This window comes from Mycobacterium montefiorense, from assembly GCF_025823255.1.
Classification (GTDB): Bacteria; Actinomycetota; Actinomycetes; order Mycobacteriales; family Mycobacteriaceae; genus Mycobacterium; species Mycobacterium montefiorense.
In genome coordinates, this window is the sequence record NZ_JACKVL010000013.1 from 772991 (window position 1) to 796291 (window position 23301).

Annotated in this window: 25 protein-coding genes; 20 read left to right on the forward strand and 5 right to left on the reverse strand. The window is 65.8% G+C overall.

The features are described from left to right. The first annotated feature begins 31 nt into the window (after positions 1 to 31). From alaS to aroQ, 9 genes are all read left to right on the forward strand, one after another. Positions 32 to 2734, forward strand: coding sequence for an alanine--tRNA ligase (gene alaS, locus H7K34_RS17150; RefSeq protein WP_264063190.1), 2703 nt, complete (start codon positions 32 to 34; stop codon positions 2732 to 2734). Next, positions 2735 to 3265 carry a Holliday junction resolvase RuvX gene (gene ruvX, locus H7K34_RS17155; RefSeq protein WP_264063191.1) on the forward strand — a complete coding sequence of 177 codons (531 nt, stop codon included), beginning with the start codon at positions 2735 to 2737 and terminating at the stop codon, positions 3263 to 3265. Beyond that, positions 3258 to 4505: an endolytic transglycosylase MltG gene (locus tag H7K34_RS17160; protein WP_264063193.1), complete on the forward strand. Its 1248-nt coding sequence runs from the start codon at positions 3258 to 3260 to the stop codon at positions 4503 to 4505. Before ruvX ends, H7K34_RS17160 begins: the two co-directional genes overlap by 8 nt. Continuing rightward, the gene (locus H7K34_RS17165; protein ID WP_264063194.1) at positions 4480 to 5310 is read left to right on the forward strand and encodes a shikimate dehydrogenase; all 831 of its coding nucleotides are present in this window, start codon (positions 4480 to 4482) and stop codon (positions 5308 to 5310) included. Before H7K34_RS17160 ends, H7K34_RS17165 begins: the two co-directional genes overlap by 26 nt. Positions 5311 to 5320: 10 nt before the next feature. Beyond that, the gene (locus H7K34_RS17170; RefSeq protein WP_264063195.1) at positions 5321 to 5737 is read left to right on the forward strand and encodes a prepilin peptidase; all 417 of its coding nucleotides are present in this window, start codon (positions 5321 to 5323) and stop codon (positions 5735 to 5737) included. Positions 5738 to 5838: 101 nt separating this feature from the next. After that, on the forward strand, positions 5839 to 7050 hold the full coding sequence (aroC, locus tag H7K34_RS17175) for a chorismate synthase (protein WP_264063590.1): 1212 nt from the start codon (positions 5839 to 5841) through the stop codon (positions 7048 to 7050). Positions 7051 to 7057: 7 nt separating this feature from the next. Beyond that, entirely contained in the window at positions 7058 to 7621 is a 564-nt protein-coding gene (locus tag H7K34_RS17180; RefSeq protein WP_264063196.1) for a shikimate kinase, read from the forward strand. After that, positions 7618 to 8706 (forward strand): 3-dehydroquinate synthase, encoded by a 1089-nt coding sequence (gene aroB, locus H7K34_RS17185; RefSeq protein WP_264063197.1) that lies wholly within the window; start codon positions 7618 to 7620, stop codon positions 8704 to 8706. The genes H7K34_RS17180 and aroB overlap by 4 nt, the downstream gene beginning before the upstream one ends. Next, the gene (gene aroQ, locus H7K34_RS17190) at positions 8703 to 9143 is read left to right on the forward strand and encodes a type II 3-dehydroquinate dehydratase (RefSeq protein WP_108922533.1); all 441 of its coding nucleotides are present in this window, start codon (positions 8703 to 8705) and stop codon (positions 9141 to 9143) included. Before aroB ends, aroQ begins: the two co-directional genes overlap by 4 nt. Positions 9144 to 9146: 3 nt before the next feature. On the opposite strand, the gene H7K34_RS17195 is transcribed toward aroQ, so the two are convergent. Next, a complete protein-coding gene (locus H7K34_RS17195; protein WP_264063198.1) occupies positions 9147 to 9845 on the reverse strand; it encodes a B-4DMT family transporter in 699 nt (232 codons plus the stop codon). A gap of 33 nt (positions 9846 to 9878) precedes the next feature. On the opposite strand from H7K34_RS17195, the gene H7K34_RS17200 reads away from it, so the two are divergent. The 6 genes from H7K34_RS17200 (at position 9879) to H7K34_RS17225 (ending at position 15987) form a co-directional block, all read left to right on the forward strand. Beyond that, positions 9879 to 10997: a M24 family metallopeptidase gene (locus H7K34_RS17200; RefSeq protein WP_264063199.1), complete on the forward strand. Its 1119-nt coding sequence runs from the start codon at positions 9879 to 9881 to the stop codon at positions 10995 to 10997. 77 nt (positions 10998 to 11074) lie between these two features. After that, on the forward strand, positions 11075 to 11392 hold the full coding sequence (locus tag H7K34_RS17205) for a hypothetical protein (RefSeq protein WP_264063200.1): 318 nt from the start codon (positions 11075 to 11077) through the stop codon (positions 11390 to 11392). Positions 11393 to 11525: 133 nt separating this feature from the next. Then, positions 11526 to 12089, forward strand: coding sequence for an elongation factor P (efp, locus tag H7K34_RS17210; RefSeq protein ID WP_108922540.1), 564 nt, complete (start codon positions 11526 to 11528; stop codon positions 12087 to 12089). Between the two features lie 2 nt (positions 12090 to 12091). Then, positions 12092 to 12616: a transcription antitermination factor NusB gene (gene nusB, locus H7K34_RS17215; protein WP_264063202.1), complete on the forward strand. Its 525-nt coding sequence runs from the start codon at positions 12092 to 12094 to the stop codon at positions 12614 to 12616. Next, positions 12613 to 12999 (forward strand): antitermination protein NusB, encoded by a 387-nt coding sequence (locus H7K34_RS17220; protein ID WP_108922544.1) that lies wholly within the window; start codon positions 12613 to 12615, stop codon positions 12997 to 12999. Before nusB ends, H7K34_RS17220 begins: the two co-directional genes overlap by 4 nt. A 141-nt stretch (positions 13000 to 13140) precedes the next feature. Further along, the gene (locus tag H7K34_RS17225) at positions 13141 to 15987 is read left to right on the forward strand and encodes an aminotransferase class I/II-fold pyridoxal phosphate-dependent enzyme (protein ID WP_264063203.1); all 2847 of its coding nucleotides are present in this window, start codon (positions 13141 to 13143) and stop codon (positions 15985 to 15987) included. A gap of 14 nt (positions 15988 to 16001) precedes the next feature. On the opposite strand, the gene H7K34_RS17230 is transcribed toward H7K34_RS17225, so the two are convergent. Genes H7K34_RS17230 through H7K34_RS17245 form a run of 4 tightly spaced genes read right to left on the reverse strand, consistent with a single transcriptional unit; the run spans position 16002 to position 18557 of the window. Then, positions 16002 to 16925: a PPE family protein gene (locus tag H7K34_RS17230; RefSeq protein WP_264063204.1), complete on the reverse strand. Its 924-nt coding sequence runs from the start codon at positions 16923 to 16925 to the stop codon at positions 16002 to 16004. A gap of 29 nt (positions 16926 to 16954) precedes the next feature. After that, positions 16955 to 17923: a CoA-binding protein gene (locus tag H7K34_RS17235; protein ID WP_264063205.1), complete on the reverse strand. Its 969-nt coding sequence runs from the start codon at positions 17921 to 17923 to the stop codon at positions 16955 to 16957. After that, positions 17920 to 18114 carry a ferredoxin gene (locus tag H7K34_RS17240; RefSeq protein ID WP_264063206.1) on the reverse strand — a complete coding sequence of 65 codons (195 nt, stop codon included), beginning with the start codon at positions 18112 to 18114 and terminating at the stop codon, positions 17920 to 17922. The genes H7K34_RS17235 and H7K34_RS17240 overlap by 4 nt, the downstream gene beginning before the upstream one ends. After that, positions 18111 to 18557, reverse strand: a complete 447-nt coding sequence (locus H7K34_RS17245) for a hypothetical protein (RefSeq protein ID WP_264063207.1) — start codon at positions 18555 to 18557, stop codon at positions 18111 to 18113. The genes H7K34_RS17240 and H7K34_RS17245 overlap by 4 nt, the downstream gene beginning before the upstream one ends. Positions 18558 to 18649: 92 nt before the next feature. Here H7K34_RS17245 and H7K34_RS17250 point away from each other — a divergent pair, with 92 nt between their 5' ends. The 5 genes from H7K34_RS17250 to H7K34_RS17270 are packed head-to-tail and all read left to right on the forward strand — an operon-like array spanning position 18650 to position 23295. Then, the gene (locus H7K34_RS17250) at positions 18650 to 19822 is read left to right on the forward strand and encodes an aromatic ring-hydroxylating oxygenase subunit alpha (RefSeq protein ID WP_264063208.1); all 1173 of its coding nucleotides are present in this window, start codon (positions 18650 to 18652) and stop codon (positions 19820 to 19822) included. A gap of 2 nt (positions 19823 to 19824) precedes the next feature. Further along, positions 19825 to 20472: a TetR/AcrR family transcriptional regulator gene (locus H7K34_RS17255; protein ID WP_264063591.1), complete on the forward strand. Its 648-nt coding sequence runs from the start codon at positions 19825 to 19827 to the stop codon at positions 20470 to 20472. Next, positions 20469 to 21587 carry an extracellular solute-binding protein gene (locus tag H7K34_RS17260; RefSeq protein WP_264063209.1) on the forward strand — a complete coding sequence of 373 codons (1119 nt, stop codon included), beginning with the start codon at positions 20469 to 20471 and terminating at the stop codon, positions 21585 to 21587. The genes H7K34_RS17255 and H7K34_RS17260 overlap by 4 nt, the downstream gene beginning before the upstream one ends. After that, complete coding sequence (locus H7K34_RS17265) at positions 21584 to 22477, forward strand: ABC transporter permease (RefSeq protein WP_264063210.1); 894 nt, start codon at positions 21584 to 21586, stop codon at positions 22475 to 22477. The genes H7K34_RS17260 and H7K34_RS17265 overlap by 4 nt, the downstream gene beginning before the upstream one ends. Further along, a complete protein-coding gene (locus H7K34_RS17270) occupies positions 22474 to 23295 on the forward strand; it encodes an ABC transporter permease (RefSeq protein ID WP_264063211.1) in 822 nt (273 codons plus the stop codon). The genes H7K34_RS17265 and H7K34_RS17270 overlap by 4 nt, the downstream gene beginning before the upstream one ends. The last annotated feature ends 6 nt before the right edge of the window (positions 23296 to 23301 follow it).

A 23301-nucleotide genomic window follows, 5' to 3' on the forward strand; every position in this document is an offset into this window, starting at 1 on the left:
ACGCAAGGAATATAGGAAGAAGCGGAGAACAGTGCAGACACACGAGATCAGGAAGCGGTTTCTTGATCATTTCGTGAAGGCGGGTCACACCGAGGTGCCGAGCGCATCGGTGATCCTCGACGACCCCAACCTCCTGTTCGTCAACGCCGGCATGGTTCAGTTCGTGCCGTTCTTCCTGGGCGCGCGCACCCCGCCGTATCCGACGGCCACCAGCATCCAGAAGTGCATCCGCACGCCGGATATCGACGAGGTGGGTATTACCACTCGGCACAACACCTTCTTCCAGATGGCCGGCAACTTCTCGTTCGGCGACTACTTCAAGCGCGAGGCCATCGCTTTGGCGTGGGACTTGCTGACCAACAGCGTTTCCGAAGGGGGCTACGGCCTCAGTCCGGAAAAGCTCTGGGCCACGGTCTATCTCGACGACGACGAGGCCGCAGGACTCTGGCAGGAGATCGCCGGGCTGCCGGCCGAGCGGATTCAGCGCCGCGGCATGGCCGACAACTATTGGTCGATGGGAATCCCGGGGCCGTGCGGCCCGTCCTCGGAGATCTACTACGACCGCGGACCGGAATTCGGTGACGAGGGCGGCCCGATCGTCAACGAGGACCGCTACATCGAGATCTGGAACCTCGTGTTCATGCAAAACGAACGCGGCGAGGGCACCAGCAAGGAAGACTTCGAGATCCTAGGGCCGTTGCCGCGCAAGAACATCGACACCGGCATGGGTGTGGAGCGGGTCGCGTTCATCCTGCAGGGCGTTCACAACGTGTACGAAACCGACCTGATGCGGCCGGTCATCGATTTGGTGGCCGCGCGTGCGCCGCGCGGCTACGACGCCGGCAACCACAACGACGATGTCCGCTACCGCATCATCGCCGATCACAGCCGCACTGCCGCGATCCTGATCGGCGACGGGGTGAGTCCGGGCAACGACGGCCGCGGTTACGTGTTGCGCCGGCTGCTGCGCCGGGTGATCCGCTCGGCCAAGCTGTTAGGCATCGAAGGCCCGATCGTCGGCGACCTGATGGTCACCGTGCGCGACGCGATGGGCCCGTCCTATCCCGAACTGGTCGTCGATTTCGACCGGATCCGCCGCATTGCCGTCGCCGAGGAAACCGCGTTCAACCGCACGCTGGCGTCGGGCTCGAAGTTGTTCGACGAGGTGGCCGGCACCACCAAAGCGGCTGGGGCCAAGGTGGTTTCCGGTTCGGATGCCTTCACCCTGCACGACACCTACGGCTTTCCGATCGAGCTCACGCTCGAGATGGCGTCGGAGGCCGATCTGCGGGTCGACGAGGTCGGCTTCCGGGAACTCATGGCCGAACAGCGCAGCCGCGCCAAGGCCGATGCCGCCGCGCGCAAACACGCACACGCCGACTTGACGGCTTACCGCGAGCTGGTCGATGCCGGCCCCACCGAATTCACCGGATTCGAGGAGTTGAGCTCCGAGGCAAGAATTCTGGGCATCTTCATCGACGGCAAGCGGGTCCCGGTGGTCGCACACGGCTTACAAGGGGACCCGGCCGCGGCGGATCGCGTCGAGCTCATTCTGGACCGCACACCGCTGTACGCCGAATCGGGTGGCCAGATCGCCGACGAGGGCACCATCAGCGGAACGGGTGCCGGACAGAGCGCGCGGGCCGCGGTCACCGACGTCCAGAAGATCGGCAAAACCCTTTGGGTACATCGGGTTAACGTCGAGTCCGGCGAGTTTGTCGAGGGTGACACCGTGATCGCGGCGGTGGATGCTGGCTGGCGCAAGGGTGCCACTCAGGGACACTCGGGTACCCACATGGTGCACGCTGCGCTGCGACAAGTGTTGGGCCCCAACGCTGTTCAGGCGGGGTCGCTGAACCGTCCGGGATACCTGCGCTTCGACTTCAACTGGCAGGGGCCGCTGTCCGACGACCAGCGCACCCAAGTAGAGGAAGTGACCAACCAGGCCGTGCAGGCCGACTTCGAGGTGCACACATCCCTTGAGCAGCTCGACAAGGCCAAAGCGATGGGCGCGATGGCGATGTTCGGCGAGGCCTACCCGGACGAGGTGCGGGTGGTGGAGATCGGCGGGCCGTTCTCGCTGGAGCTGTGCGGTGGAACCCACGTGCACAACTCGGCGCAGATCGGTCCGGTGACCATCCTCGGCGAATCGTCGGTCGGGTCCGGGGTGCGCCGGGTGGAGGCCTACGTGGGACTGGAGTCGTTCCGCCACCTGGCCAAGGAGCGGGCGCTGATGGCCGGGCTGGCGTCGTCGCTGAAGGTGCCCTCGGATGAGGTGCCCGCCCGGGTGGCCAATCTGGTCGAACGGCTCAAGGTCGCCGAGAAGGAACTCGAGCGCGTGCGCAAAAGCACACTGTCCGCAACCGTGGAAAAGGTCGAGCCCGACCGCAGGGGCGCCGTCCTTGTGTTCCCGCATCGGACGTCTGGGCAGACCGCAGCCGAGGTGCGCTCCCTGGTCGCCGGCAAGATTCGCCAATACCCCAGCGACCCGACGGTGGTTGTGCTCATCTCTGAAGGCGATGGCGATACTGTGCCCTATGCCGTCGCCGCCAATCAGGCCGCCCAGGACATCGGAGTCTGGGCCGACGACCTGGTCAAACGACTTGCTGTCGAGGTCGATGGGCGCGGCGGTGGCAAGCCCGACCTGGCGCAGGGTTCAGGCAAGAATCCGGCCGGCATCGACGCGGCCCTCGATGCGGTTCGCGACGAGGTTCTCAAAGCGCAGGGCGTTTGAGTGGTAGTGGCACAGCATCGCTTGCCCGACCGGCCCGGCGATCCTAACCAGGACCCCGGGCGGGGACGGCGGCTCGGTGTCGACGTCGGCAGTGTGCGCATCGGTGTGGCGTCCAGCGATCCCGACGGCATCCTCGCCACCCCGGTGGAAACGGTGCGCCGGGACCGCTCGGGCAAGCATCTGCGACGGCTGGCCGAGCTCGTCACCGAACTGGAAGTAGTCGAGGTGATCGTCGGATTGCCCCGCACGCTGGCCGACCGCACCGGCCCGTCGGCACTCGACGCGATCGAGATGGCCGAGGCGCTGGCCCAACGGGTGGCGCCGACGCCGGTGCGGCTGGCCGACGAACGACTGACCACCGTCAGCGCACAACGTTCGCTGCGCGAGGCGGGGGTGCGGGCCAGACAGCAGCGGGCGATGATCGACCAGGCGGCGGCCGTGGCGATCCTGCAGAGCTGGCTCGATCAGCGCCGGGTCACTCTGGCCGAGTCCGGGGTCCAGTCTGCGGCGGGGGATGTCATCGATGGTTGATAGCGCACGCGGCGAGCGGGCCGAACCGGCCGCGGTCGGTCCACCCCGCCAACGGATGAGCCGGATGGCCCGGAACCGGGCCGAGCGTGGGCGCCGGCGGCGCCGTGCCATCGGCCGCGCCGTCTTGGGTGTGCTCGTCGTGATCGTGGTGGCGGCGATTGTCGTCGGCTCCAAAATGTGGCACACGATGTTTGGCATTGGCGACGATTACAGCGGAGACGGCAAGCGCGACATCGTGATTCAGGTTCAGGCCAGCGACTCCACCACCATGGTCGGCGAGACGTTGCAGAACCAGGGCGTGATCGCCACCGTCCGAGCATTCGTCAACGCCGCGCACGGCAACGCCGCGATCAACTCGATCCAGCCGGGCTTCTACCGGATGCGCACCGAAATCCCGGCGGCTTCGGCGGTCGCGCGGTTGGCCGATCCCGGCAATCGGGTAGGCAAGCTGGTGATCCCCGAAGGGCGTCAGCTCGACGACACCACCGACACGAAGTCCAATGTGGTGACACCGGGAATCCTGACGCTGATCTCGCGGGCCACCTGTGTGGATCTCGACGGAAACCGGCGCTGTGTGTCGACCGACGACCTGCGGGCCGCGGCGAGCAACACCCCACCCATTGCGCTGTCCGTGCCGGCCTGGGCCATCCAGCCCGTCGCCGAGCTGGGCAGCGATCATCGCCGGCTCGAGGGCCTGATCGCGCCCGGTACCTTCAACGTCGATCCCTCGGCCTCGGCGCCCGACATCTTGACGAACCTGATCAGCGCCGGATCCGTGGTGTACACGCAGTCCGCGCTGATGGAGACCGCCCAGGCGATGAGGCTGTCGCCGTACGACATCTTGGTGGTGGCCTCGCTGGTGCAGCAGGAGTCCTACTCGCAGGACTTCGCGAAGGTGGCGCAGGTCATCTACAACCGGTTGAACGCACATCACACTCTGGAGTTCGACTCGACGGTGAACTATCCGCTGGACCGCCGCGAGGTAGCCACCAGCGATGCCGACCGGGCCCTGAAGACGCCGTGGAACACCTACGTCTCCCAGGGTTTGCCGGCCACCGCGATCTGCTCACCCGGCATCGACGCGCTGCATGCCGCCGAGCACCCCGAGCCGGGTGATTGGCTGTACTTCGTCACGATCGACGCCCAGGGGACCACGCTGTTCACCAGGGACTACAAGCAGCATTTGGCCAATATCGAGTTGGCTAGGCACAACGGTGTCCTCGACAGCACGCCCCACTAGCGGGGCCCCCGGCAAGGCGGCCGTTCTCGGGTCGCCGATCGCGCATTCCAAGTCCCCGCAACTGCACCTGGCCGCCTACCGCGCGCTGGGCCTGGACGACTGGACCTACGAGCGCATCGAGTGCGGCGCCGAGGAGTTGCCGGGTGTGGTCGGCGGATTCGGGCCGCAATGGGTCGGTGTTTCGGTGACGGCGCCGGGCAAATTCGCCGCGCTGCGGTTCGCCGACGAGCGCACCGAACGCGCCGAGCAGGTGGGATCGGCCAACACGCTGGTGCGCACACAAGGCGGCTGGCGTGCCGACAACACCGACATCGACGGCGTCAGTGGAGCGGTCGGCTCCGCCTCGGGATGGGCGCTGGTGTGTGGATCGGGGGGCACCGCGCCCGCGGCCGTCGCAGGCCTGGCCCACCTCGGCGTCAGCGGTATCACCGTCGTGGCACGTGACCCGGAGAAGGCGGCCCGGCTGGTGGACCTGGGCGCCCGGATCGGTGTGCCAACACGGTTCTGCGGGCTGGACAGCGCCGAGCTGGCCGACCAGGTGGCGGCCGCCGAGGTGCTGGTCAGCACCATCCCGGCCGACGTGGCGTCGCGATACGCCGGCGTCTTCGCGACGATTCCGGTGCTGCTGGACGCCGTCTACGATCCCTGGCCCACACCGCTGGCCTCCGCAGTGACAGCAGCCGGCGGGCGGGTGATCAACGGCGTGCAGATGCTGCTGCATCAGGCCTTCGCGCAGGTCGAGCAGTTCACCGGACTGCCCGCGCCGCGCGAGGCGATGACTTGCGCTCTGGCCGCCCTGGATTAGCGTCCCGCGCGTGCGGGCAACAGCGGCGGCGGTGGTTCTGGTCTGGCTGGCGGCGCTGAGCTGCTACGACATCCGGCAACGCCGGCTGCCCAACCTGCTGACGCTGCCCGCGGCCGGGGGAATCCTGACGGCCGCGGGGTGTGTCGGGCGCGGATGGCCCGCGTTGGCCGGGGCCGCGGCCTTGACCGGTCTGTATCTGGTGGTGCACCTGGTCGCGCCGGCCGGACTGGGAGCCGGCGATGTGAAGCTGGCGATCGGTCTGGGCGCTCTGAGCGGCTGCTTCGGTGTCGCGGTGTGGTTTGCCGCGGCTCTGGCCGCGCCGCTGCTGACCGCGCTGCTGGGTGCGGTGCTGCGTCGCGGCTCGGTGCCGCACGGGCCGTCGATGTGCCTGGCCACCGCGGCGGCGGTAGGCCTTGTCGTCGCATGAGCCTGGCGGCGAAACGCTCTGAGGCACAGCAGTCACACCCAGCGCCTCGCCACTGCCCACCGTGGCGAAACCAAGCTGCGCACCATGGGAGAATGGGACCCGTGTTGCGTTGGATCACAGCCGGGGAGTCCCACGGCCGCGCGCTGGTAGCCGTAGTCGAAGGCATGGTCGCCGGGGTGGAGGTCACCTCCACCGAAATCGGCGACCAATTGGCCCGTCGCCGCCTCGGTTACGGCCGCGGCGCCCGCATGCAGTTCGAACGCGACGCGGTGACCGTGCTGGCCGGGGTTCGCCACGGCGTGACGCTGGGTGGGCCGATCGCGATCGAGATCGGCAACACCGAGTGGCCGAAATGGGAAACCGTGATGGCCGCCGACCCGGTCGATCCCACCGAGCTGGCCGACATCGCGCGTAATGCGCCGCTGACCCGGCCGCGGCCCGGGCACGCCGACTACGCCGGCATGCTCAAGTACGGCTTCGACGACGCGCGGCCGGTGCTGGAACGCGCCAGCGCGCGAGAGACCGCCGCCCGTGTCGCGGCGGGCACGGTGGCCCGATCGTTTCTGCGCCAGGCACTCGGTGTCGAGGTGCTCTCGCATGTCATCGCGATCGGTCCGTCGCAGCCCTACGACGGGCCGCCGCCGGGGCCCGGCGACCTGGACGCGATCGACGCCAGCCCGGTGCGCGCCTACGACAAGGACGCCGAGCAGGCGATGATCGCCGAGATCGAGGCCGCCAAGAAGGACGGCGACACGCTCGGCGGTGTGGTGGAAGTCGTGGCGCTGGGCCTGCCGGTCGGGCTGGGTTCGTTCACCAGCGGCGACAACCGCCTGGACAGTCAGCTGGCCGCCGCCGTAATGGGCATCCAGGCCATCAAGGGCGTGGAGATCGGCGACGGTTTCCAGACCGCGCGCCGCCGCGGCAGCCAGGCTCACGACGAGATGTACCCCGGTGCCGACGGCGTGATCCGCTCGACCAACCGGGCCGGCGGCCTGGAAGGCGGTATGACCAATGGCCAGGCGCTGCGGGTGCGGGCGGCGATGAAGCCGATCTCGACGGTGCCGCGGGCACTGGCCACCGTCGACATGGCCACTGGCGACGAGGCTGTCGCCATCCACCAGCGCTCGGACGTGTGCGCCGTGCCGGCCGCCGCTGTCGTCGTCGAGACGATGGTGGCGCTGGTGCTGGCCCGCGCCGCGCTGGAGAAGTTCGGCGGCGATTCGCTGGCCGAAACCCGGCGCAACGTCGAGGCCTACCAGCGCGCGGTGACCGAGCACGAGACGCCGGCCGCGCGCGCCAAGGCATCGGGGTAGGCGCCCCGTGACCCCCAGGGCGGTACTCGTCGGCTTGCCCGGCTCGGGCAAGTCGACCATCGGCCGTCGGCTGTCCAAAGCGATGGGCGTTGGTTATGTCGACACCGACGTGCTGATCGAACAGCACACCGGCCGCACCATTGCCGACATCTTCGCCACCGACGGGGAGCAGGAATTCCGCCGCATCGAGGAAGACGTGGTGCGCGCGGCGCTGGCCGACTCCGACGGTGTGGTGTCGCTCGGCGGCGGCGCGGTGACCAGCCCGGGGGTGTGCGATGCGCTCGCCGGCCACACCGTCATCTACCTGGAGATCGGCGCCCGAGAAGGGGTGCGGCGCACCGGCGGCACCTCCGTACGCCCCCTGTTGGCCGGTGGAAACCGCGCCGAGAAATACCGTGCCCTGATGTCGCAACGAGTGCCGCTGTACCGGCGCGTCGCGACGCTGCAAGTCGACACCAACCGCCGAAACCCCGGGGCAGTGGTGCGCTACGTCATGTCCCGGCTTCCCCTGCAAACCACCCAACAGCCGGTCAACCCCGGCACTCCGAATGCCAGCAAGGCCACCACATGACAGAACCCACCCCACCGGTCACCCTGCAGGTGGCCGTCGACCCGCCGTACCAGGTAGTGATCGGCACCGGCCTGCTCAACGAGCTGGGCGAGCTGCTCGGCGGCCGCCACCGGGTCGCGATCCTGCATCAGCCAGTGCTGGCGCAGACCGCTGAGGCGATGCGCAGCTACCTGGCCGACCAAGGCGTCGACGCACACCGCGTCGAAATCCCGGACGCCGAAGCCGGAAAAGATTTGCCGGTCGTCGGCTTCATCTGGGAAGTGCTGGGCCGCATTGGAATTGGCCGCAAGGACGCCCTGGTCAGTCTGGGTGGCGGCGCGGCTACGGATGTCGCGGGTTTCGCGGCGGCCACCTGGTTGCGCGGCGTCTCGATCGTGCATGTGCCGACGACGTTGCTCGGGATGGTCGACGCCGCGGTGGGCGGCAAGACCGGTATCAATACCGACGCCGGCAAGAATCTGGTCGGCGCTTTTCATCAGCCGCTGGCCGTCCTGGTGGACCTGACGACGCTGGAAACGTTGCCGCACAACGAAATCGTGGCCGGGATGGCCGAAGTGGTCAAAGCCGGGTTCATCGCCGATCCGGTGATCCTCGACCTGATCGAGGCCGACCCGCAGGCCGCGGTGGACCCGAAGGGTGACGTGCTGCCGGAGTTGATCCGTCGCGCCATCGCAGTCAAGGCCGAGGTGGTCGCCGCGGACGAGAAAGAGTCCGAGCTGCGCGAAATCCTGAACTACGGGCACACTTTGGCGCACGCCATCGAGCGCCGGGAGCGTTACCAGTGGCGGCACGGCGCGGCGGTATCGGTGGGGCTGGTGTTCGCGGCTGAGCTGGCCCGGCTGACCGGCCGCCTCGACGACGACACCGCCGCGCGTCATCGCGCCATCCTGACCTCGCTGGGCTTGCCGGTCAGTTACGACCCCGAGGCATTGCCGCAGCTGCTGGAATTCATGGCCGGAGACAAGAAAACCCGCGCCGGCGTGCTGCGGTTCGTGGTTCTCGACGGACTGGCCAAGCCGGGCCGGTTGGTGGGGCCGGACCCGGGTCTGCTGGTGACGGCGTATGCGGGAGTATGTGCGCCATGAGCAGCACGGTCAACGTCATCAACGGCCCCAACCTGGGCCGGCTGGGCCAGCGTGAGCCCGAGGTCTACGGGGACACCACGCACGATCAGCTGGCCGCGCTCATCGAGCGTGAGGCTGCCGGGCTCGGGCTCAAAGCCGTTGTACGGCAAAGTGATAGCGAAGCAGAACTGCTGGACTGGATTCATCTGGCCGCCGACGCGGCCGAACCGGTGATCCTCAATGCCGGCGGCCTGACCCACACCTCGGTGGCACTGCGCGATGCGTGCGCCGAACTGCGTGCACCGTTGATCGAGGTGCACATCTCCAATGTGCATGCCCGCGAGGAATTTCGGCGTCACTCATACCTGAGCCCGGTGGCGACCGGCGTGATCGTCGGGCTCGGTGTTCAGGGCTATCTGCTTGCGCTGCGCTACCTGGCTGAAGCGAAGAAGGACTAGCGGCTAGTCCTTCTTCGGGTCGCTGTCGGTACGAATCACCTCGGTTTTGGTGTCATCGGGACCAGTGGCGATCGTTTCCGTGGCTGACTCCCGCTCGACCGTCGGGATCGTCTCGGTGGGTGCGTCGCGTTCCACGGTGGCCACCGCCGACGTCGATGCCTCCGCCTGCGCGCCGGGATGCTGTACGGCCATCTCGCCGGTCGGCGCCTCATCGGCACTGGCGGCGGTGAACACGTCGGTGTCAGCCCTGTCCTCGCCCGGTCCGGCTGGGCGGTCGGCCGGGGGATTGCGGTCCACCCGCCAGCGGCCGAGGGCCACGCCGATGATCCCGGGCAGGAAGACGCAGAGCGCGGTGAAGGCCGCGAATGTCGTCACCTCGTTGATCAGGCCCCCGGTGTAGAGGCCCTTGTAGAACAGCGCGATGAGCCAGGCGACGGCCCCGCTCAGAATCCCGGCGAACAGGCCGGCCAGCAGCCAGGTCATCGCCAGATCCTGGCGGCGATCGGGATCCGCGGTGGCTTTAGCGTCGGCTCGGCCGTCCATCACCCCCCACACCACAACGCCGATGACGAACAGCAGCAGCAGTACCACGCTTACCAGCCCGGCCTGCGTCTGCCATGCGTTGATGATCGCCCCCTGGAACAACCGGACGACAACCATCACCGCCGCGAACGACAACCCGCGCAGCATCCAGTTAGTCATGGGCAAACAGCGTAGCGAGTACCGTCGTGAGTCGTGACACATTCCCAGCGTCGAGACAATTTAAAAGACCAGATCGGTGCCAGCGGTTTGGACGCGATGCTGGTCACAGACCTGATCAACGTGCGCTATCTGTCAGGTTTCTCCGGATCCAACGGCGCGTTGCTGGTCTTCGCGGACGATCGCGAAGCGATTTTGGCCACCGATGGCCGTTACCGCACCCAGGCCGCAGCGCAGGCACCCGATCTCCAGGTGGCCATCGAGCGGGCCGTCGGGCGCTACCTGGCGGGGCACGCGGCCGACGCCGGCGTGTCCAAATTGGGCTTTGAAAGCAGTGTGGTCACGGTCGACGGCTTCGACACGCTGACCGATGAGGTGGGTGAGCGCAGCGGGAACACCGAACTGGTGCGGGCCGCCGGAATCGTCGAAGCGCTGCGTGAGATCAAGGACGCCGGCGAGGTGGCGCTGCTGCGGCTGGCCTGCGAGGCGGCCGATGCCGCACTGAAGGACCTGGTGGCGCGCGGCGGCTTGCGGCCCGGTCGCACCGAACGTGAGGTCAGCCGCGAGCTCGAGGCGCTGATGCTCGACCACGGCGCCGACGCGATCTCGTTCGAGACGATCGTGGCCGCCGGGCCGAATTCGGCGATCCCACACCACCGTCCGACCGACGCGGTGCTCGCCGACGGCGATTTCGTCAAGATCGACTTCGGTGCGCTGGTCGCCGGCTATCACTCGGACATGACCCGCACGTTCGTGCTCGGCAAGGCCGCGGACTGGCAGCTGGAGATCTATCAGTTGGTCGCGGAGTCGCAGCGGGCCGGCCGGGAGGCGCTGCGGGCGGGTGCGGACCTGCGCGAGGTGGACGGCGCCGCGCGTGCGCTGATTGTCGACGCGGGGTACGGCGACCAATTCAGCCACGGTCTGGGACATGGCGTGGGTCTGCAGATCCACGAGGCACCGGGTATCGGGGCCACCTCGGCCGGGACGTTGCTGGCCGGGTCCGTGGTCACGGTGGAGCCTGGCGTCTACTTGCCCGGCCGTGGCGGTGTCCGCATCGAGGACACGTTGGTCGTCGCCGACGACGCGACGGAAACCAGCGGCCAGACCGCGGAGCTGTTGACTCGGTTCCCCAAAGAGCTGGCCATCCTGACATAGCTGGCGGTGCGTCGCACTTTCCTATGAAAACTCGCCGGCCCCTGCCCGAACTCCGGCGGCTGGGTAATGTTCGGGCAATGGCCTATGTCGCCCTGATCGTCGTCCATGCGGTGGCCGCACTCTCCGCGCTTGCCGGGATGTGGCTCACTGCAGCATTTTTCGTCAGCCACGACAATGACGGAACCGGCGCCATCACCAAGCACATCCGCCGGGCGGCCCCGCGCGGCCCGATTCTGGTCGCGGTCGGTGTTGGGTTGGGCTTCATCGGCAACATCGCCGCGAACCACCTGCCAGTGTCGCCCGCCTCCGGCATCGTCGCCCCGTCCAACGCGACGGACCTGTGCGATCTCAACGACGGACTTTTCGGCCTGTGCGGTGCCGGACAGCTCCATTAGCGGCGTGGTGAGTGCGCAACCGGCGCGCGGGTAAGCTGCATCCGGTGCTGCTCGCACCATGTGCGGCGGAACCCGCCACCGGGCAAAAGCTCGGCCCTGGAAAATTGGCCATCCTGTAGGAGATAGACCGACCGTGGCATCGACTGCCGACTTCAAAAACGGACTGGTGCTGGTGATCGACGGCCAGCTGTGGACGATAACCGAGTTTCAGCACGTCAAACCGGGTAAGGGCCCGGCTTTCGTACGTACCAAGCTGAAGAACGTGCTCTCGGGCAAGGTCGTCGACAAGACATACAACGCCGGCGTGAAGGTGGATACCGCCACCGTCGACCGCCGCGACGCCACCTATCTGTACCGCGATGGCTCGGACTTCGTGTTCATGGACAGCCAGGACTACGAACAGCACCCGCTGCCGGAATCGCTGGTCGGCGACGCCGCCCGGTTCCTGCTGGAGGGTCTGCCGGTGCAGGTGGCCTTCCACAACGGGGCACCCCTGTACCTCGAGCTCCCGGTGTCGGTCGAGCTCGTCGTCACCCACACCGAGCCGGGTCTGCAGGGCGACCGGTCCAGCGCCGGCACCAAGCCGGCGACCGTCGAGACAGGTGCGGAGCTCCAGGTGCCGTTGTTCATCAACACCGGCGACAAGCTGAAGGTGGATTCCCGCGACGGCAGCTATCTGGGCCGGGTCAACTCCTGACCATGCCGGACGGTAAATCGCCGAGGCCCGCCAAAGGACGCCATCATGCCCGCAAGCGAGCCGTGGACCTGCTGTTCGAAGCCGAGGCCCGCGGCCTGAGCCCGGTCGAGGTGGCCGACGTGCGCGCCGCGCTGGCGCAAGCCAACCCCGACGTCAAGGCGCTGCATCAGTACACCGTGGCGGTGGCGTACGGCGTCGGCGATCAGATCGCCCACATCGACGACCTGATCAGCACCCACCTGCAGGGCTGGACGCTGGACCGGCTGCCCGCGGTCGATCGTGCGATCCTGCGAGTTGCGGTGTGGGAGCTGCTTTATGCCGACGACGTGCCGGAACCGGTCGCCGTCGACGAGGCCGTGCAGCTGGCCAAGGAGCTGTCCACCGACGACTCACCGGGCTTCATCAACGGAGTGCTGGGACAGGTCATGCTGGTGACGCCGCAGATCCGGGCGGCCGCCCGGGCCGTTAGGCAAGCCACGCCAACAGGCCTGGCCACGACACCGGAGAACCCCGAACCGCCGTCATGAGCCGATTGGAGCTCCGCGCCTTCCTCGCCGCCTTCCTGGCAGCGACGGTGGTGCTGGGCGCCGTGATCTGCGCCGCCTACGGGCTGACCGTTGTCGCGTCGGCGCTGTCGATCTATGCGCTGGGTGTCGGCGCCTGGCTGTACCACTCGGTAGAGCGTCTGATTGTGGCCCGCCGGATCAGCACGGTGCGGTCGGCCGCCAAGCCGCTACAGCCACTGCTGCCGGTGATGGCCGCGATTATGGGCCTCACCCAGGCCATGGTGCGCTCGCTCAGCGACGTCACCGACCTGCCGGCCCGTGGACGCGAGCTGCCGATGCTGCGCTGGATGGACAACACCCGCGGTGGCCGGCGGGTGGTCGACAGCGACGAAACCGAGCGCTGACCAATCCAGTTGAATCCTTAGCGAAAAGATCGCGGACTCAGGCCATACCGGATAACAATGGTGGCGGACCATTTCCGTGCCTGCCGCGATACGTCATAGCTGCACTGGCGGCCGCGACCCGCACCAGAGAACGGTGACGACATGAATCCCTACAGTGCCTACACGCGCCGCCTGCGCGTCTCCGCGCTGGCGGCGGTGGCCAACCCGTCGTACACGCGCATCGACACCTGGAACCTGCTCGACGACGCGTGCCGTCACCTCGCCGAGGTTGACCTGGCCGGGCTGGACAAATCGCACGAGGTGGCGAAGGTCAGGCGGCTGATGGACCGTCTGAATGCCTACGAGCGGTACTGGCTGTATCCGGGGCGAGAGAACCTGGCGACCTACCGTGCTCACCTCGAAAGCCTGTCCACGGTGCGGCTCGCCGAGGAGGTGTCGCTGGCGGTGCGTCTGCTCAGCGAATATGGCGACCGTACAGCACTTTTCGACACGTCCGCCCCGTTGGCCGACCAGGAGTTGGTGGCCGAAGCCAAACAGCAGCAGTTCTACACCGTGCTGCTCGCCGACGACTCGCCCACGATGGGACCCGACTGCCTGGCCGAAAGCTTGCGGGAGCTGCGCGGTGCCTCCGATGATGTGCAGTTCGAGCTGCTGGTGGTGTCGAGCGTCGAGGACGCCATCACCGCGGTGGCGCTGAACGGCGAGATTCAGGCTGCGATCATCCGCCACGACGTGCCGCTGCGCTCGCGTGACCGCGTCCCGCTGATGAACACACTGCTGGGCGCCACCGACGATCCGGTCAGCCGCGACTGCGGTACCGACTGCATCGAATGCGGCGAGTGGATCCGCGAGCTACGACCGCACATCGACCTCTACCTGCTCACCGACGAGTCGATCGCGGCCGGCAACGACGCGGAAAACGGCGTCTACGACCGGACGTTCTACCGACTCAACGATGTCACCGATCTGTACAGCACGGTGCTCGCCGGGCTCCGGAATCGTTTCGCAACACCGTTTTTCGATGCTCTACGGGCTTATGCGGACTCGCCGGTCGGCCAGTTCCACGCGCTGCCCGTCGCGCGGGGCGCCAGCATCTTCAACTCGCGGTCACTGCAGGACATGGGGGAGTTCTACGGCCGCAACATCTTCATGGCGGAGACCTCGACCACCTCGGGCGGCCTGGACTCGCTGCTGGACCCGCACGGCAACATCAAGAAGGCGATGGACAAAGCCGCGCGAACCTGGAATTCCAACCAGACGTACTTCGTCACCAATGGCACGTCGACAGCCAACAAGATTGTCGTGCAGTCGCTGACCCGCCCGGGCGACATCGTGCTGATCGACCGAAACTGCCACAAGTCGCACCACTACGGTCTGGTGCTGGCCGGCGCCTATCCGCTCTATTTGGACGCTTATCCGCTGCCGCAGTTCGCGATCTACGGTGCGGTGCCGCTGGAGACGATCAAGACCAAGCTGCTGGACCTGGAGGCGGCCGGCGAACTGGACAAGGTGCGCATGGTGTTGCTCACCAACTGCATCTTCGACGGCGTCGTCTACAACCCGCAGCGGGTGATGGAAGAGGTGCTGGCGATCAAGCCGGACATCTGCTTTTTGTGGGATGAGGCGTGGTACGCCTTCGCGACTGCCGTTCCCTGGGCCCGGCAACGGACCGCCATGGTTGCGGCGGATCGTCTCGAACAGATGCTGGCGTCGCCGGAATATGCTGCGGAATACCGCAATTGGGCCGCATCGATGGAGGGGATCCCACGGTCGCAGTGGGTGAACCATCGGCTGCTGCCCGACCCCGGCAAGGCGCGGGTGCGCGTCTACGCGACGCACTCCACCCACAAGTCGCTGTCGGCGTTCCGGCAGTCGTCGATGATCCACGTGCGCGACCGGGATTTCAATTCGCGCGCCCGCGACGCGTTCGGTGAGGCGTTCTTGACCCACACCTCGACATCGCCGAATCAGCAACTGCTCGCCTCGTTGGACCTGGCACGCCGGCAGGTCGACATCGAGGGATTCCAGTTGGTTCGGCAGACCTATGACATGGCACTGGTGTTTCGGCACCGGGTCCGCAAGGACCGGCTGATCAGCAAGTGGTTCCGCATTCTCGACGAAGCCGACCTGGTGCCCGAGGAGTTCCGGGCGTCCGCGGTCAGCTCGTATCGCGAGGTTCGGCAGGGTGCGCTGGCGGAGTGGAACGAAGCCTGGCGGTCGGATCAGTTCGTGCTGGACCCGACCAGAGTCACCCTGTTCCTCGGCAACACCGGAATGAACGGGTACGACTTCCGCGAGAAGATCCTGATGGAGCGCTTCGGAATTCAGATCAACAAGACATCGATCAACAGCGTGCTGCTGATCTTCACCATCGGTGTCACCTGGTCGAGCGTGCATCATCTGCTCGACGTGCTGCGCCGGGTGGCCACCGACCTCGACCGGGAGAGGGAGCTGGCCAGCGTGGCCGACTGGACGCTGCACCAGCGCCGCGTCGAGGAGATCACCCAGGATCTCCCGCACCTTCCCGACTTCAGCGAATTCGATATCGCCTTCCGCCCGGTGGATGCCTGCGCCTTCGGCGACATGCGGTCGGCGTTCTACGCGGGGTACGAAGAGTCCGACCGCGAGTACGTGCAGATCGGCAGCGCGGGCCGGCGGATCGCCGAGGGCAGGAAATTGGTGTCCACCACGTTCGTGGTGCCCTATCCGCCGGGCTTCCCGGTGCTGGTCCCGGGTCAGGTCGTCTCCAAAGAAATCCTGTATTTCCTGGCTCAGCTCGACGTGAAGGAAATCCACGGATACAACCCGGAACTCGGCCTGTCGGTGTTCACGCCGGAGGCGTTGGCACGCCTGGAAGCCCAACGAAGCGCTGCGGCCGCCGCGGTGGGTTCTGCGTTTCCGGCGTTCGAACTTCCTTCGGACACATCCGTTTTAAATGGGGCGCGCAACGGTGACCGCGTCCAGCACGCGGTCACCGAAGGCGCTTGACAGCTGGTTCGTCGTTAGCCGCCGCAGGGCGGCCGCGCCACCATCTGTGGGCGGAAACCGTACTGCGGGGCATGGCGCCCCACGTTTCGAGCGGCCATGTGCGCCATGGGCATCCCGGGCATCCCGGCCGCGGCCGCTTGCGCCGGCGCAACCAGGGGAGTGCCAATCGCCGACGAGACGCGGGTTATTTCCGACGCTGTGGTCCAGCTCGGCGGCACCGATAGCTTGCCGATCAGGGTCGCGTTGCCGGTGCTGGCCGTGACGCTTCCGAAACCGGTCGCTCCCGACAGCGCGGCACCGAGCATGCCGGCGTCGGCAGCTGCCGCCACCGCACCGTCCCCGATTACCTCCGCACCGTCCGCGGCTGCCGCCGCTACCTCACCCCCGGCAACCAATCCCGTCCACGTCGTAGGCACCATGAAGCCGGCGACGATGGTGGCAAGGGAGTTCATCGTGTTTGAGTTCGGGCCCCAGTTGTTCATGAAGTCCGTCCACCAATCTGGGGGACCGTCGTCTTTGAGTCCGTTGGCTCCGGCGTCTCGATCGTCCGTCCCTTTGACGGCCTGTGGTGGTGGGCTAGGGGATGTCAACTGCGCCGCGGCCATCGACGCGAGCGCGTAGCTGGTCATCGCTTGGGCGTCTTGAGCCCACATCTCGATGTATTGCAGCTGGGTGGCCATGATCGCCGGGCTGTTCTGGCCGAGGAAGTTGGTCGCCACCAGGAGAGTCAGTTGGCTGCGGTTAGCCGCGACCACTGATGGCGGAACGGTTGCAGCGAATGCGGTTTCGTAGGCGGCCACGGCTGCGTCGGCTTGCCTGGCGTTGCGATCGGCCCAGGCGGCGGTGGTTCGCAGCCATCTCGTATAGCGTGCCGCGGCGGCTGCTGCCGGTGATGCTGAGACTGGGCCGTGCCATTCGTCGTCTACCAGTGTGGTCATGGTCGAGGCAAAGGCCGACGCGGCGTCGTTCAGTTCTGCGGCGACATGTCGTCACAGGCGATGACGCCGTGCCCGCCACCGTCAGTCAGGACGGCGACCCGGCGTCCCCGCGGAACCGCCCGTTGCCGCAGGGCGCACAACACGTCAGCGAGTTCACGGGGAGTGCGCACCAGCGTGGCGCCTGCTACCGCGCAGGCCGCGGTGATCACCGCCGAATCGCTGGTGAGAGAACCGGTGTGGGACTGGGCGCCGCGGGCAGCGGCGGTGCTCGCACCGGCGGCCAGCACCACCACCGGCGTTCCCGCCCGGACCGCGGCCGCGGCCGCGTCGACGAATCCGCGGCCATCCCGGAAGTCCTCGATATGCACGGCGATCGCGGATGTCTCGGGGTGGGCCGCGCAATCGTCGATCAACTCGACAAGGTTTACGTCGGCCTGGTTGCCCAGTGAGACGAACCGCGAGATACCCAGGCCCCGAACGGCGAACAGCCGATCCAGTTCGATGGCGAGATTGCCGCTCTGGCTCAGCAGCGCGACGTCGCCGGCTGCGAACTGATTCGACGACAGATAGGTCGCGGTCGTGTTATCAACGAGGCCAAGACAATTGGGGCCTACCAGCACCGCGCCTGCGTCTCGGACACGGGCTATCAGAGCATTCTCGCGTGCTCGTCCCAACTCGCCGGCCTCACCCAGGCCCGCTGTGATCGCGACGATGGCACGCGCGCCCTTGGCAAGCACGCCATCGACGGCAGCCTCGAATCCCGCTTCGGGCACCGCGATGACTGCCAGGTCGATGGGCCCGTCCAGTTCGTCAATCGATCTGACCATCGGCTGCCCGAGGATTTCACCGCCACTTCGGTTGACCAACTGGATGCGGTGTCGATACGCGCCGCGACGCGCCTGCATCGCAACGGCATTGCCCCACTTGGCCGGATCGGTGCTGGCACCGACGACCGCGATCGAGGAGGGGTTGAACAGGCTGGTCAGATCCCGGCTCACTTGAGCACCCGCAAGGCCCGTGCCGGGCACGCGTTCACCGCGTCGTGGGCATGGTTGTGTTCAGCAGAAGGCACGTTGTCGTCGCTCATCAGGTGGGCGTAGCCATCGTCATCGAGATCGACGAGCGCTGGAGCGGCTGCCTGGCAGAGGCCGTAGCCCTGGCAGGTGTCTTGGTCGAGGACGAGTTTCACGAGACCTCCAATGGGTTGGTGTTGATACGTGCCTTGAGTACGGGAATGGCCGCGGCGAGACGCTTTCGGCGTTCGGTGGTGCGGTAGTAGGCGTTGCCCGACAGCCCGATCAGCATCCGGTCGTGCTCGAGCACTACTTGTGCGACGGACAGAGCCAACGCGGGGTCGCCTTGGCGGTGCCCGCCGGCGACATCGAGCGCGACCTGCGCTGCTCGGTCGAGATAACGCAACCACCGCCTGCTGGTGCCCCGCAGGATGAGCCTGGTGACGTCACTGCGCTCCCGCGAAAGCGTCGACTCGTCCTTGAGGAAGCCCAGCAGTTCGGGAAGCGACTGCTCCGGCTCGGGGGTGAGGCCCAGCCAAGCGGTCGGCGTCCGGGGTGACTTTTCCCGAACGCTGCCCAACCTTTGAGCTGTGGCGTAGATCGCCCTAACCCTTGACATATGATGCTGCACACTGGCACAGTAACAAACTAATCAGTTAGTTAGCTAGTTCCAAATTTTTCGGAAGCCGAGCAGAAGGACGCATCGCACCGATGAACGAGACATCCGTCAAGGCCAGACCGCGCCCGAAAAGCGACGTCAAACCGCTGGAGCCGGGGTTGGATTCGCGCTACTACACAGATCCGCGGGTCGGCGACCTCGAGCAGCGGCGGATCTTCGACCGCAGCTGGCAGCTGGTCGGACACGTGACCGATCTGCCGAACCCGGGGTCGCGCATCGTCGGTTCGGTGGGACGTAAAGAGGTCGTAGTCGTCCGCACCGAGGACGGCAGCATTCGCGCCCACCTCAACACCTGCCGGCACCGCGGCACCCGGCTGGTGGCAGGGCCGGGTGAGGAAAAGGCGCTGCGGTGCCCGTACCACGGCTGGACGTATCATCTCGACGGCACGCTCGTCGGGGCACCGGAGAACCGCACGATCCCGTGCCTCGACAAATCGAAACTGTCACTCTTCGGCGCCCGAGCCGAGGTGTTCTGTGGACTGATCTTCGTCAATCTCGACATGGCCGCCGAACCGCTTGGACCGCAGTTAGAGGGCGTCCGTCCGCTACTGGAGCGTTACCTCGGCGGCACGATGGAGCCGTTCGGCAAGGCGCGCATCCACGTCAACAACCCCGACCACACGCAACAGTCGAACTGGAAGGTGGCGGTCGACAACTACCTCGAGGGGTACCACGTCCCGGTCGCGCACCCAGGCCTCATGCGACTGCTCGACTACAAGCGCTATTCCGTAGAGACCGCCGATATCTATGCCGTCTACAACGCGCCGTTGCGCGACAAGGCGTCGGACAACTGGGCCGAGCGGCTCTATCAGCGAGTGGTACACCCGATGCCCGGGCTCATCGAAGAAGACCACCGCGTCTTTCGCTACATCGCGATCTACCCGAACACAATGATCGACTTGTATCCCGACCACGTGCTGATTTGGAAGATGAACCCGCGTGGCGTCGATGGGGTCGACGTTCCCGGCGTCTATCTACGACGAGCGAACTGCGAAAAGCGCACCCGCATCGCCCAAAAGCTCAACTTCTACATCAGCGCGATCACCACGCATGAGGACGAAGACCTCGTGCAGCGGATGCAAATCGGTTTGGGCAACACCGATTTTCAGCCAGGGCCACTGTCCATGCGTGAGCGCGGTGTCGCGTGGTTCGCCGGTCGCATCCGCGCCGACTTGGGCGACCTGAACGAAGAGGTCGGTCGGTGAGGATGGTGCCTTCCGATACCAGCAGGCGCACCAGAGCCGAAATCGCGGCCGAGACCAGGGAAGCGATCCTGTCCGCCGCTTGCGAAATCATTAGCGAAGAGGGCTTTGAAAGCATTCGGATGCGGATGGTCGCCGAGCGAGCCGGGGTATCCACGGCGGCACTGCACTACCACTTCGACAACCGTGAGAAGCTCTTCGCCGCGGCGCTGCGCTATTCCTTCGAGAACACCGGTCGCGATATTTATCAGGCAAACACCGCAGCCGATACCGCGACAGCACGCCTGGCGCGCGTCATCTCCGCGTCGCTGCCGACCACCGTCGGCTTGCGCAGAGAGTGGGCCATGTATCAGGAGTTGTGGTGTCGAGCGATCCGCGACCCGGAGTCACGCGCTCTGGCCATTGAGTTGGACCGCGCGCAGCAAGACTGGATCGCAGAAACCCTCGCCGATGGTGTGGCTAGCGGAGAGTTCGAGCTATGTGACATCGGGGCGCTCGCCCGCATGATCAGTGCGCTATGTGACGGTTTCGGTGGGCAGTTGATGCTCGGGAACCCTTCGCTGACCATCGATTCCGTCCGTGCGGCGATCTGGGAACAGGCTAGCGGTGCGCTCGGGATCGCGGACGAGTTCCCTGAAGATCTACGGCGATGAACACTGGTATCCAACGCCGCAGGTTCCTCTCCGGCAGTGCGGCCGTCGCAGCGCTTCTTGGGTTGCCCGGCTGCGCTTACCTGACGCCCACACTGCAAGCGGCCCAGACCGAGCCCGTCAAGCCCGAGATCGACGGTGATCTCGTGTACTTCAATTGGGCGGATTACGTGCATCCCAGCGTGTTCCAGGGATTTGAGCGCGAATATAGCGTCAAGGTGATCCAGTCGAATTTCGACTCGATGGAAAGTATGCAAGCCAAGCTCGCCGCCGGAAATCGCTACGACATCATCTTTCCCTCGGCGCAATGGGTGCAGAAGATGGTTGCTGCCAATCAGCTACGCGTCATCGACCCGTCGACGCTGAAGAACGCCCCGCTGATCTTCGACCACTACGCCTACTTCAGGAACCCCTGGTACGACCAGCATTCCGCGCATTCCATCCCGTTCACGATGTACAAGACCGGAATCGCTTGGCGTAAAGACAAACTCGGCGAAAAGCTCACCGGCAGTTGGTCGGACCTATGGAACGAGACGTCGAAAGGGCACACGTTTGTCCTGGCTGACCGCAACGAAGTGCTCGGCATGGTTGCGCTGCTACTCGGGTACGACGTCAACACCGCCGACGACCGGGAGCTCGCGGCCTTGGTCAGGAAGTTCCGCAGCCTGCGCCCGTACCTGCGCGGCTTTTCCAGTGACGACTACAACAACTTGCTGTCCGGTGACGCCTGGATGCACCAGACCTGGAGTGGTGACATTGCCGCGTTGCTCCGGCAGGCGCAGGATCCGTCGATCTATGGATTCGAAGCGCCGATCCAAGGCGCACCGATCAATACCGATGCTTACGCGATCCCGGTCGGTGCGCGCCATCCAGGCACCGCGCTGCTCTTCATCGACTACATGCTGCGTCCGGAGAATGTCATGAAGAACATCAACCACATCGGTTATCCGATGCCAGTCCACGGGACTGAGAGCACATACGCCGATATCGTCGCGGATTTCCCGTCGTGCGCCGTCACCGTCGACGACCTGTCACGCAATCTGTATTACGCCAACAACAGTGTGGCCAAGACCCAGGCCCGTGACGCCGCCTACACGGAAATGACGGTCGGGGCATGACCACGACAACGCTGCAGACAGCAACCCCGACGTCGCGGCGCGTCCGCGGGGAACGCATGTGGACTTGGATGTTGGTGCCGGGCACCCTGTGGATGTCGGCATTCTTCGTCTTCGCGCTCTTGCTGCTCATTGCATTGAGTTTCGGAACCACCGATGCATTGGGCAACCCGCGCTTTGGCAGCACGCTCGACAACATCGCAAGCATCTTCACCCCGACCTATGTTCGGGTTATGCTGCGCAGCTTGGTGTATGCGGTGGCCGCTGCAGTGATCTGTCTGCTCATCGCCTACCCGGTTGCCTACGCGATCGCCCGGCACGGCGGGCGCTACAAGAACGCTCTGGTCGCACTGCTCGTAGTGCCGTTCTTTGCCAATTACCTAGTGCGGATGTATGGCTGGCAGACGCTGCTGTCCGACGAGGGCATCCTGATGAGCTGGCTGCGCCCGCTGGGCATCTCGGCGGATTTCCAGATCCTCAATACCGCTGCCGCTGTGATCGGTGGTCTGGTCTACGGCTATGTCGTCTTCATGATCCTGCCGATCTACGCCTCGTTGGAGCGCATGGACGGCTCACTCATCGATGCCGGGCGGGACCTCTACGGAACCTCGCTGCGTACCTTCTTGTCGGTGACCGTGCCCATGTCGAGGGCAGGCGCGTACGCGGGACTCGCACTCGTATTCCTACCTGCGATGGGCGATTTCATCAGTGCGCAGTTACTGGGCGGCCCCGACAACCTGATGATTGGCAACCTCATTCAAAACAAGTTCTTCGCCGGCCAGAACTGGCCGGGTGGTGCCGCACTGACCATGGCATTGATGATTTTGCTGCTGGTCTGCATGCTCGCCTACCTGCGACAGACCGCGCGCGATGCCAAGGCGGCACGCCGATGAGGCGATCACCGATTAATCGCAAGCCCCGCTTCGCCATTGGCGTCACGGTGCTGTTCTTCGTCCTGCTTTACCTGCCCATCATTTCGGTGGTTCTGTTCTCCTTCAACAGCAAGAAATCGCTCACCGTGTTCGACGGCTGGTCGCTTCGTTGGTATCGGGCGTTCTTCGACGACAACGAGCTGATTCAATCCCTGCACACGAGTGTGACTGTGGCGGTTATCGCGATGATCGGTTCGGTTGCGATCGGCGTCCCGCTGGCCTTCGGTCTGGTCCGTGCGCGCTCGAAGCTGGGCAACGCCGCTAACGCGATCATGCTGATTCCACTGATCACCCCGGAGATCGTCACCGGTGTCGCATCACTGATGCTGTTCAAAGGCGTTGGGCTGCAACCCTCATTGATAACCCTGATTCTCGCGGAGACGACGTTCTCGATCTCTTATGTGACGGTGATCCTGCGGGCAAGGGTCGCGGAGCTCAATCCCGAGATCGAGACTGCCGCGATGGACCTTGGCGCCACTCGCTTTCAGGCGCTTCGTCTGGTGACGCTACCGACGATGCTGCCGGCCATTATGTCGGCCGTCATCCTGATTTTCACGCTCGTCTTCGATGACTTCGTTCTCGCGTTCTTCGCCAGCGGTGTGGATCCTCAGCCGCTGTCAGTTCGCATCTACTCTGCGATCCGGTTTGGAATCCAGCCTTCGATAAACGCCGTCGGCACGCTGATGTTGGTTGCCTCATTGATGCTCATCGGGATCGCCTTACTGGTCCCGCGACTCTTCGGTAGGCGCGGCAACGGCCTCAACTTATTAGGAGGATGAGAATTG

What these genes read in the sequence shown, in the direction of transcription:
- H7K34_RS17160 (WP_264063193.1), top strand. Translation starts at nt 3,258, where the DNA reads ATGGTTGATAGCGCACGCGGCGAGCGGGCCGAACCGGCCGCGGTCGGT.
- aroB (WP_264063197.1), top strand. Translation starts at nt 7,618, where the DNA reads ATGACAGAACCCACCCCACCGGTCACCCTGCAGGTGGCCGTCGACCCG.
- aroQ (WP_108922533.1), top strand. Translation starts at nt 8,703, where the DNA reads ATGAGCAGCACGGTCAACGTCATCAACGGCCCCAACCTGGGCCGGCTG.
- H7K34_RS17195 (WP_264063198.1), bottom strand. Translation starts at nt 9,845, where the DNA reads ATGACTAACTGGATGCTGCGCGGGTTGTCGTTCGCGGCGGTGATGGTT.
- H7K34_RS17205 (WP_264063200.1), top strand. Translation starts at nt 11,075, where the DNA reads ATGGCCTATGTCGCCCTGATCGTCGTCCATGCGGTGGCCGCACTCTCC.
- nusB (WP_264063202.1), top strand. Translation starts at nt 12,092, where the DNA reads ATGCCGGACGGTAAATCGCCGAGGCCCGCCAAAGGACGCCATCATGCC.
- H7K34_RS17220 (WP_108922544.1), top strand. Translation starts at nt 12,613, where the DNA reads ATGAGCCGATTGGAGCTCCGCGCCTTCCTCGCCGCCTTCCTGGCAGCG.
- H7K34_RS17225 (WP_264063203.1), top strand. Translation starts at nt 13,141, where the DNA reads ATGAATCCCTACAGTGCCTACACGCGCCGCCTGCGCGTCTCCGCGCTG.
- H7K34_RS17230 (WP_264063204.1), bottom strand. Translation starts at nt 16,925, where the DNA reads ATGACCACACTGGTAGACGACGAATGGCACGGCCCAGTCTCAGCATCA.
- H7K34_RS17245 (WP_264063207.1), bottom strand. Translation starts at nt 18,557, where the DNA reads ATGTCAAGGGTTAGGGCGATCTACGCCACAGCTCAAAGGTTGGGCAGC.
- H7K34_RS17250 (WP_264063208.1), top strand. Translation starts at nt 18,650, where the DNA reads ATGAACGAGACATCCGTCAAGGCCAGACCGCGCCCGAAAAGCGACGTC.
- H7K34_RS17255 (WP_264063591.1), top strand. Translation starts at nt 19,825, where the DNA reads ATGGTGCCTTCCGATACCAGCAGGCGCACCAGAGCCGAAATCGCGGCC.
- H7K34_RS17260 (WP_264063209.1), top strand. Translation starts at nt 20,469, where the DNA reads ATGAACACTGGTATCCAACGCCGCAGGTTCCTCTCCGGCAGTGCGGCC.
- H7K34_RS17265 (WP_264063210.1), top strand. Translation starts at nt 21,584, where the DNA reads ATGACCACGACAACGCTGCAGACAGCAACCCCGACGTCGCGGCGCGTC.
- H7K34_RS17270 (WP_264063211.1), top strand. Translation starts at nt 22,474, where the DNA reads ATGAGGCGATCACCGATTAATCGCAAGCCCCGCTTCGCCATTGGCGTC.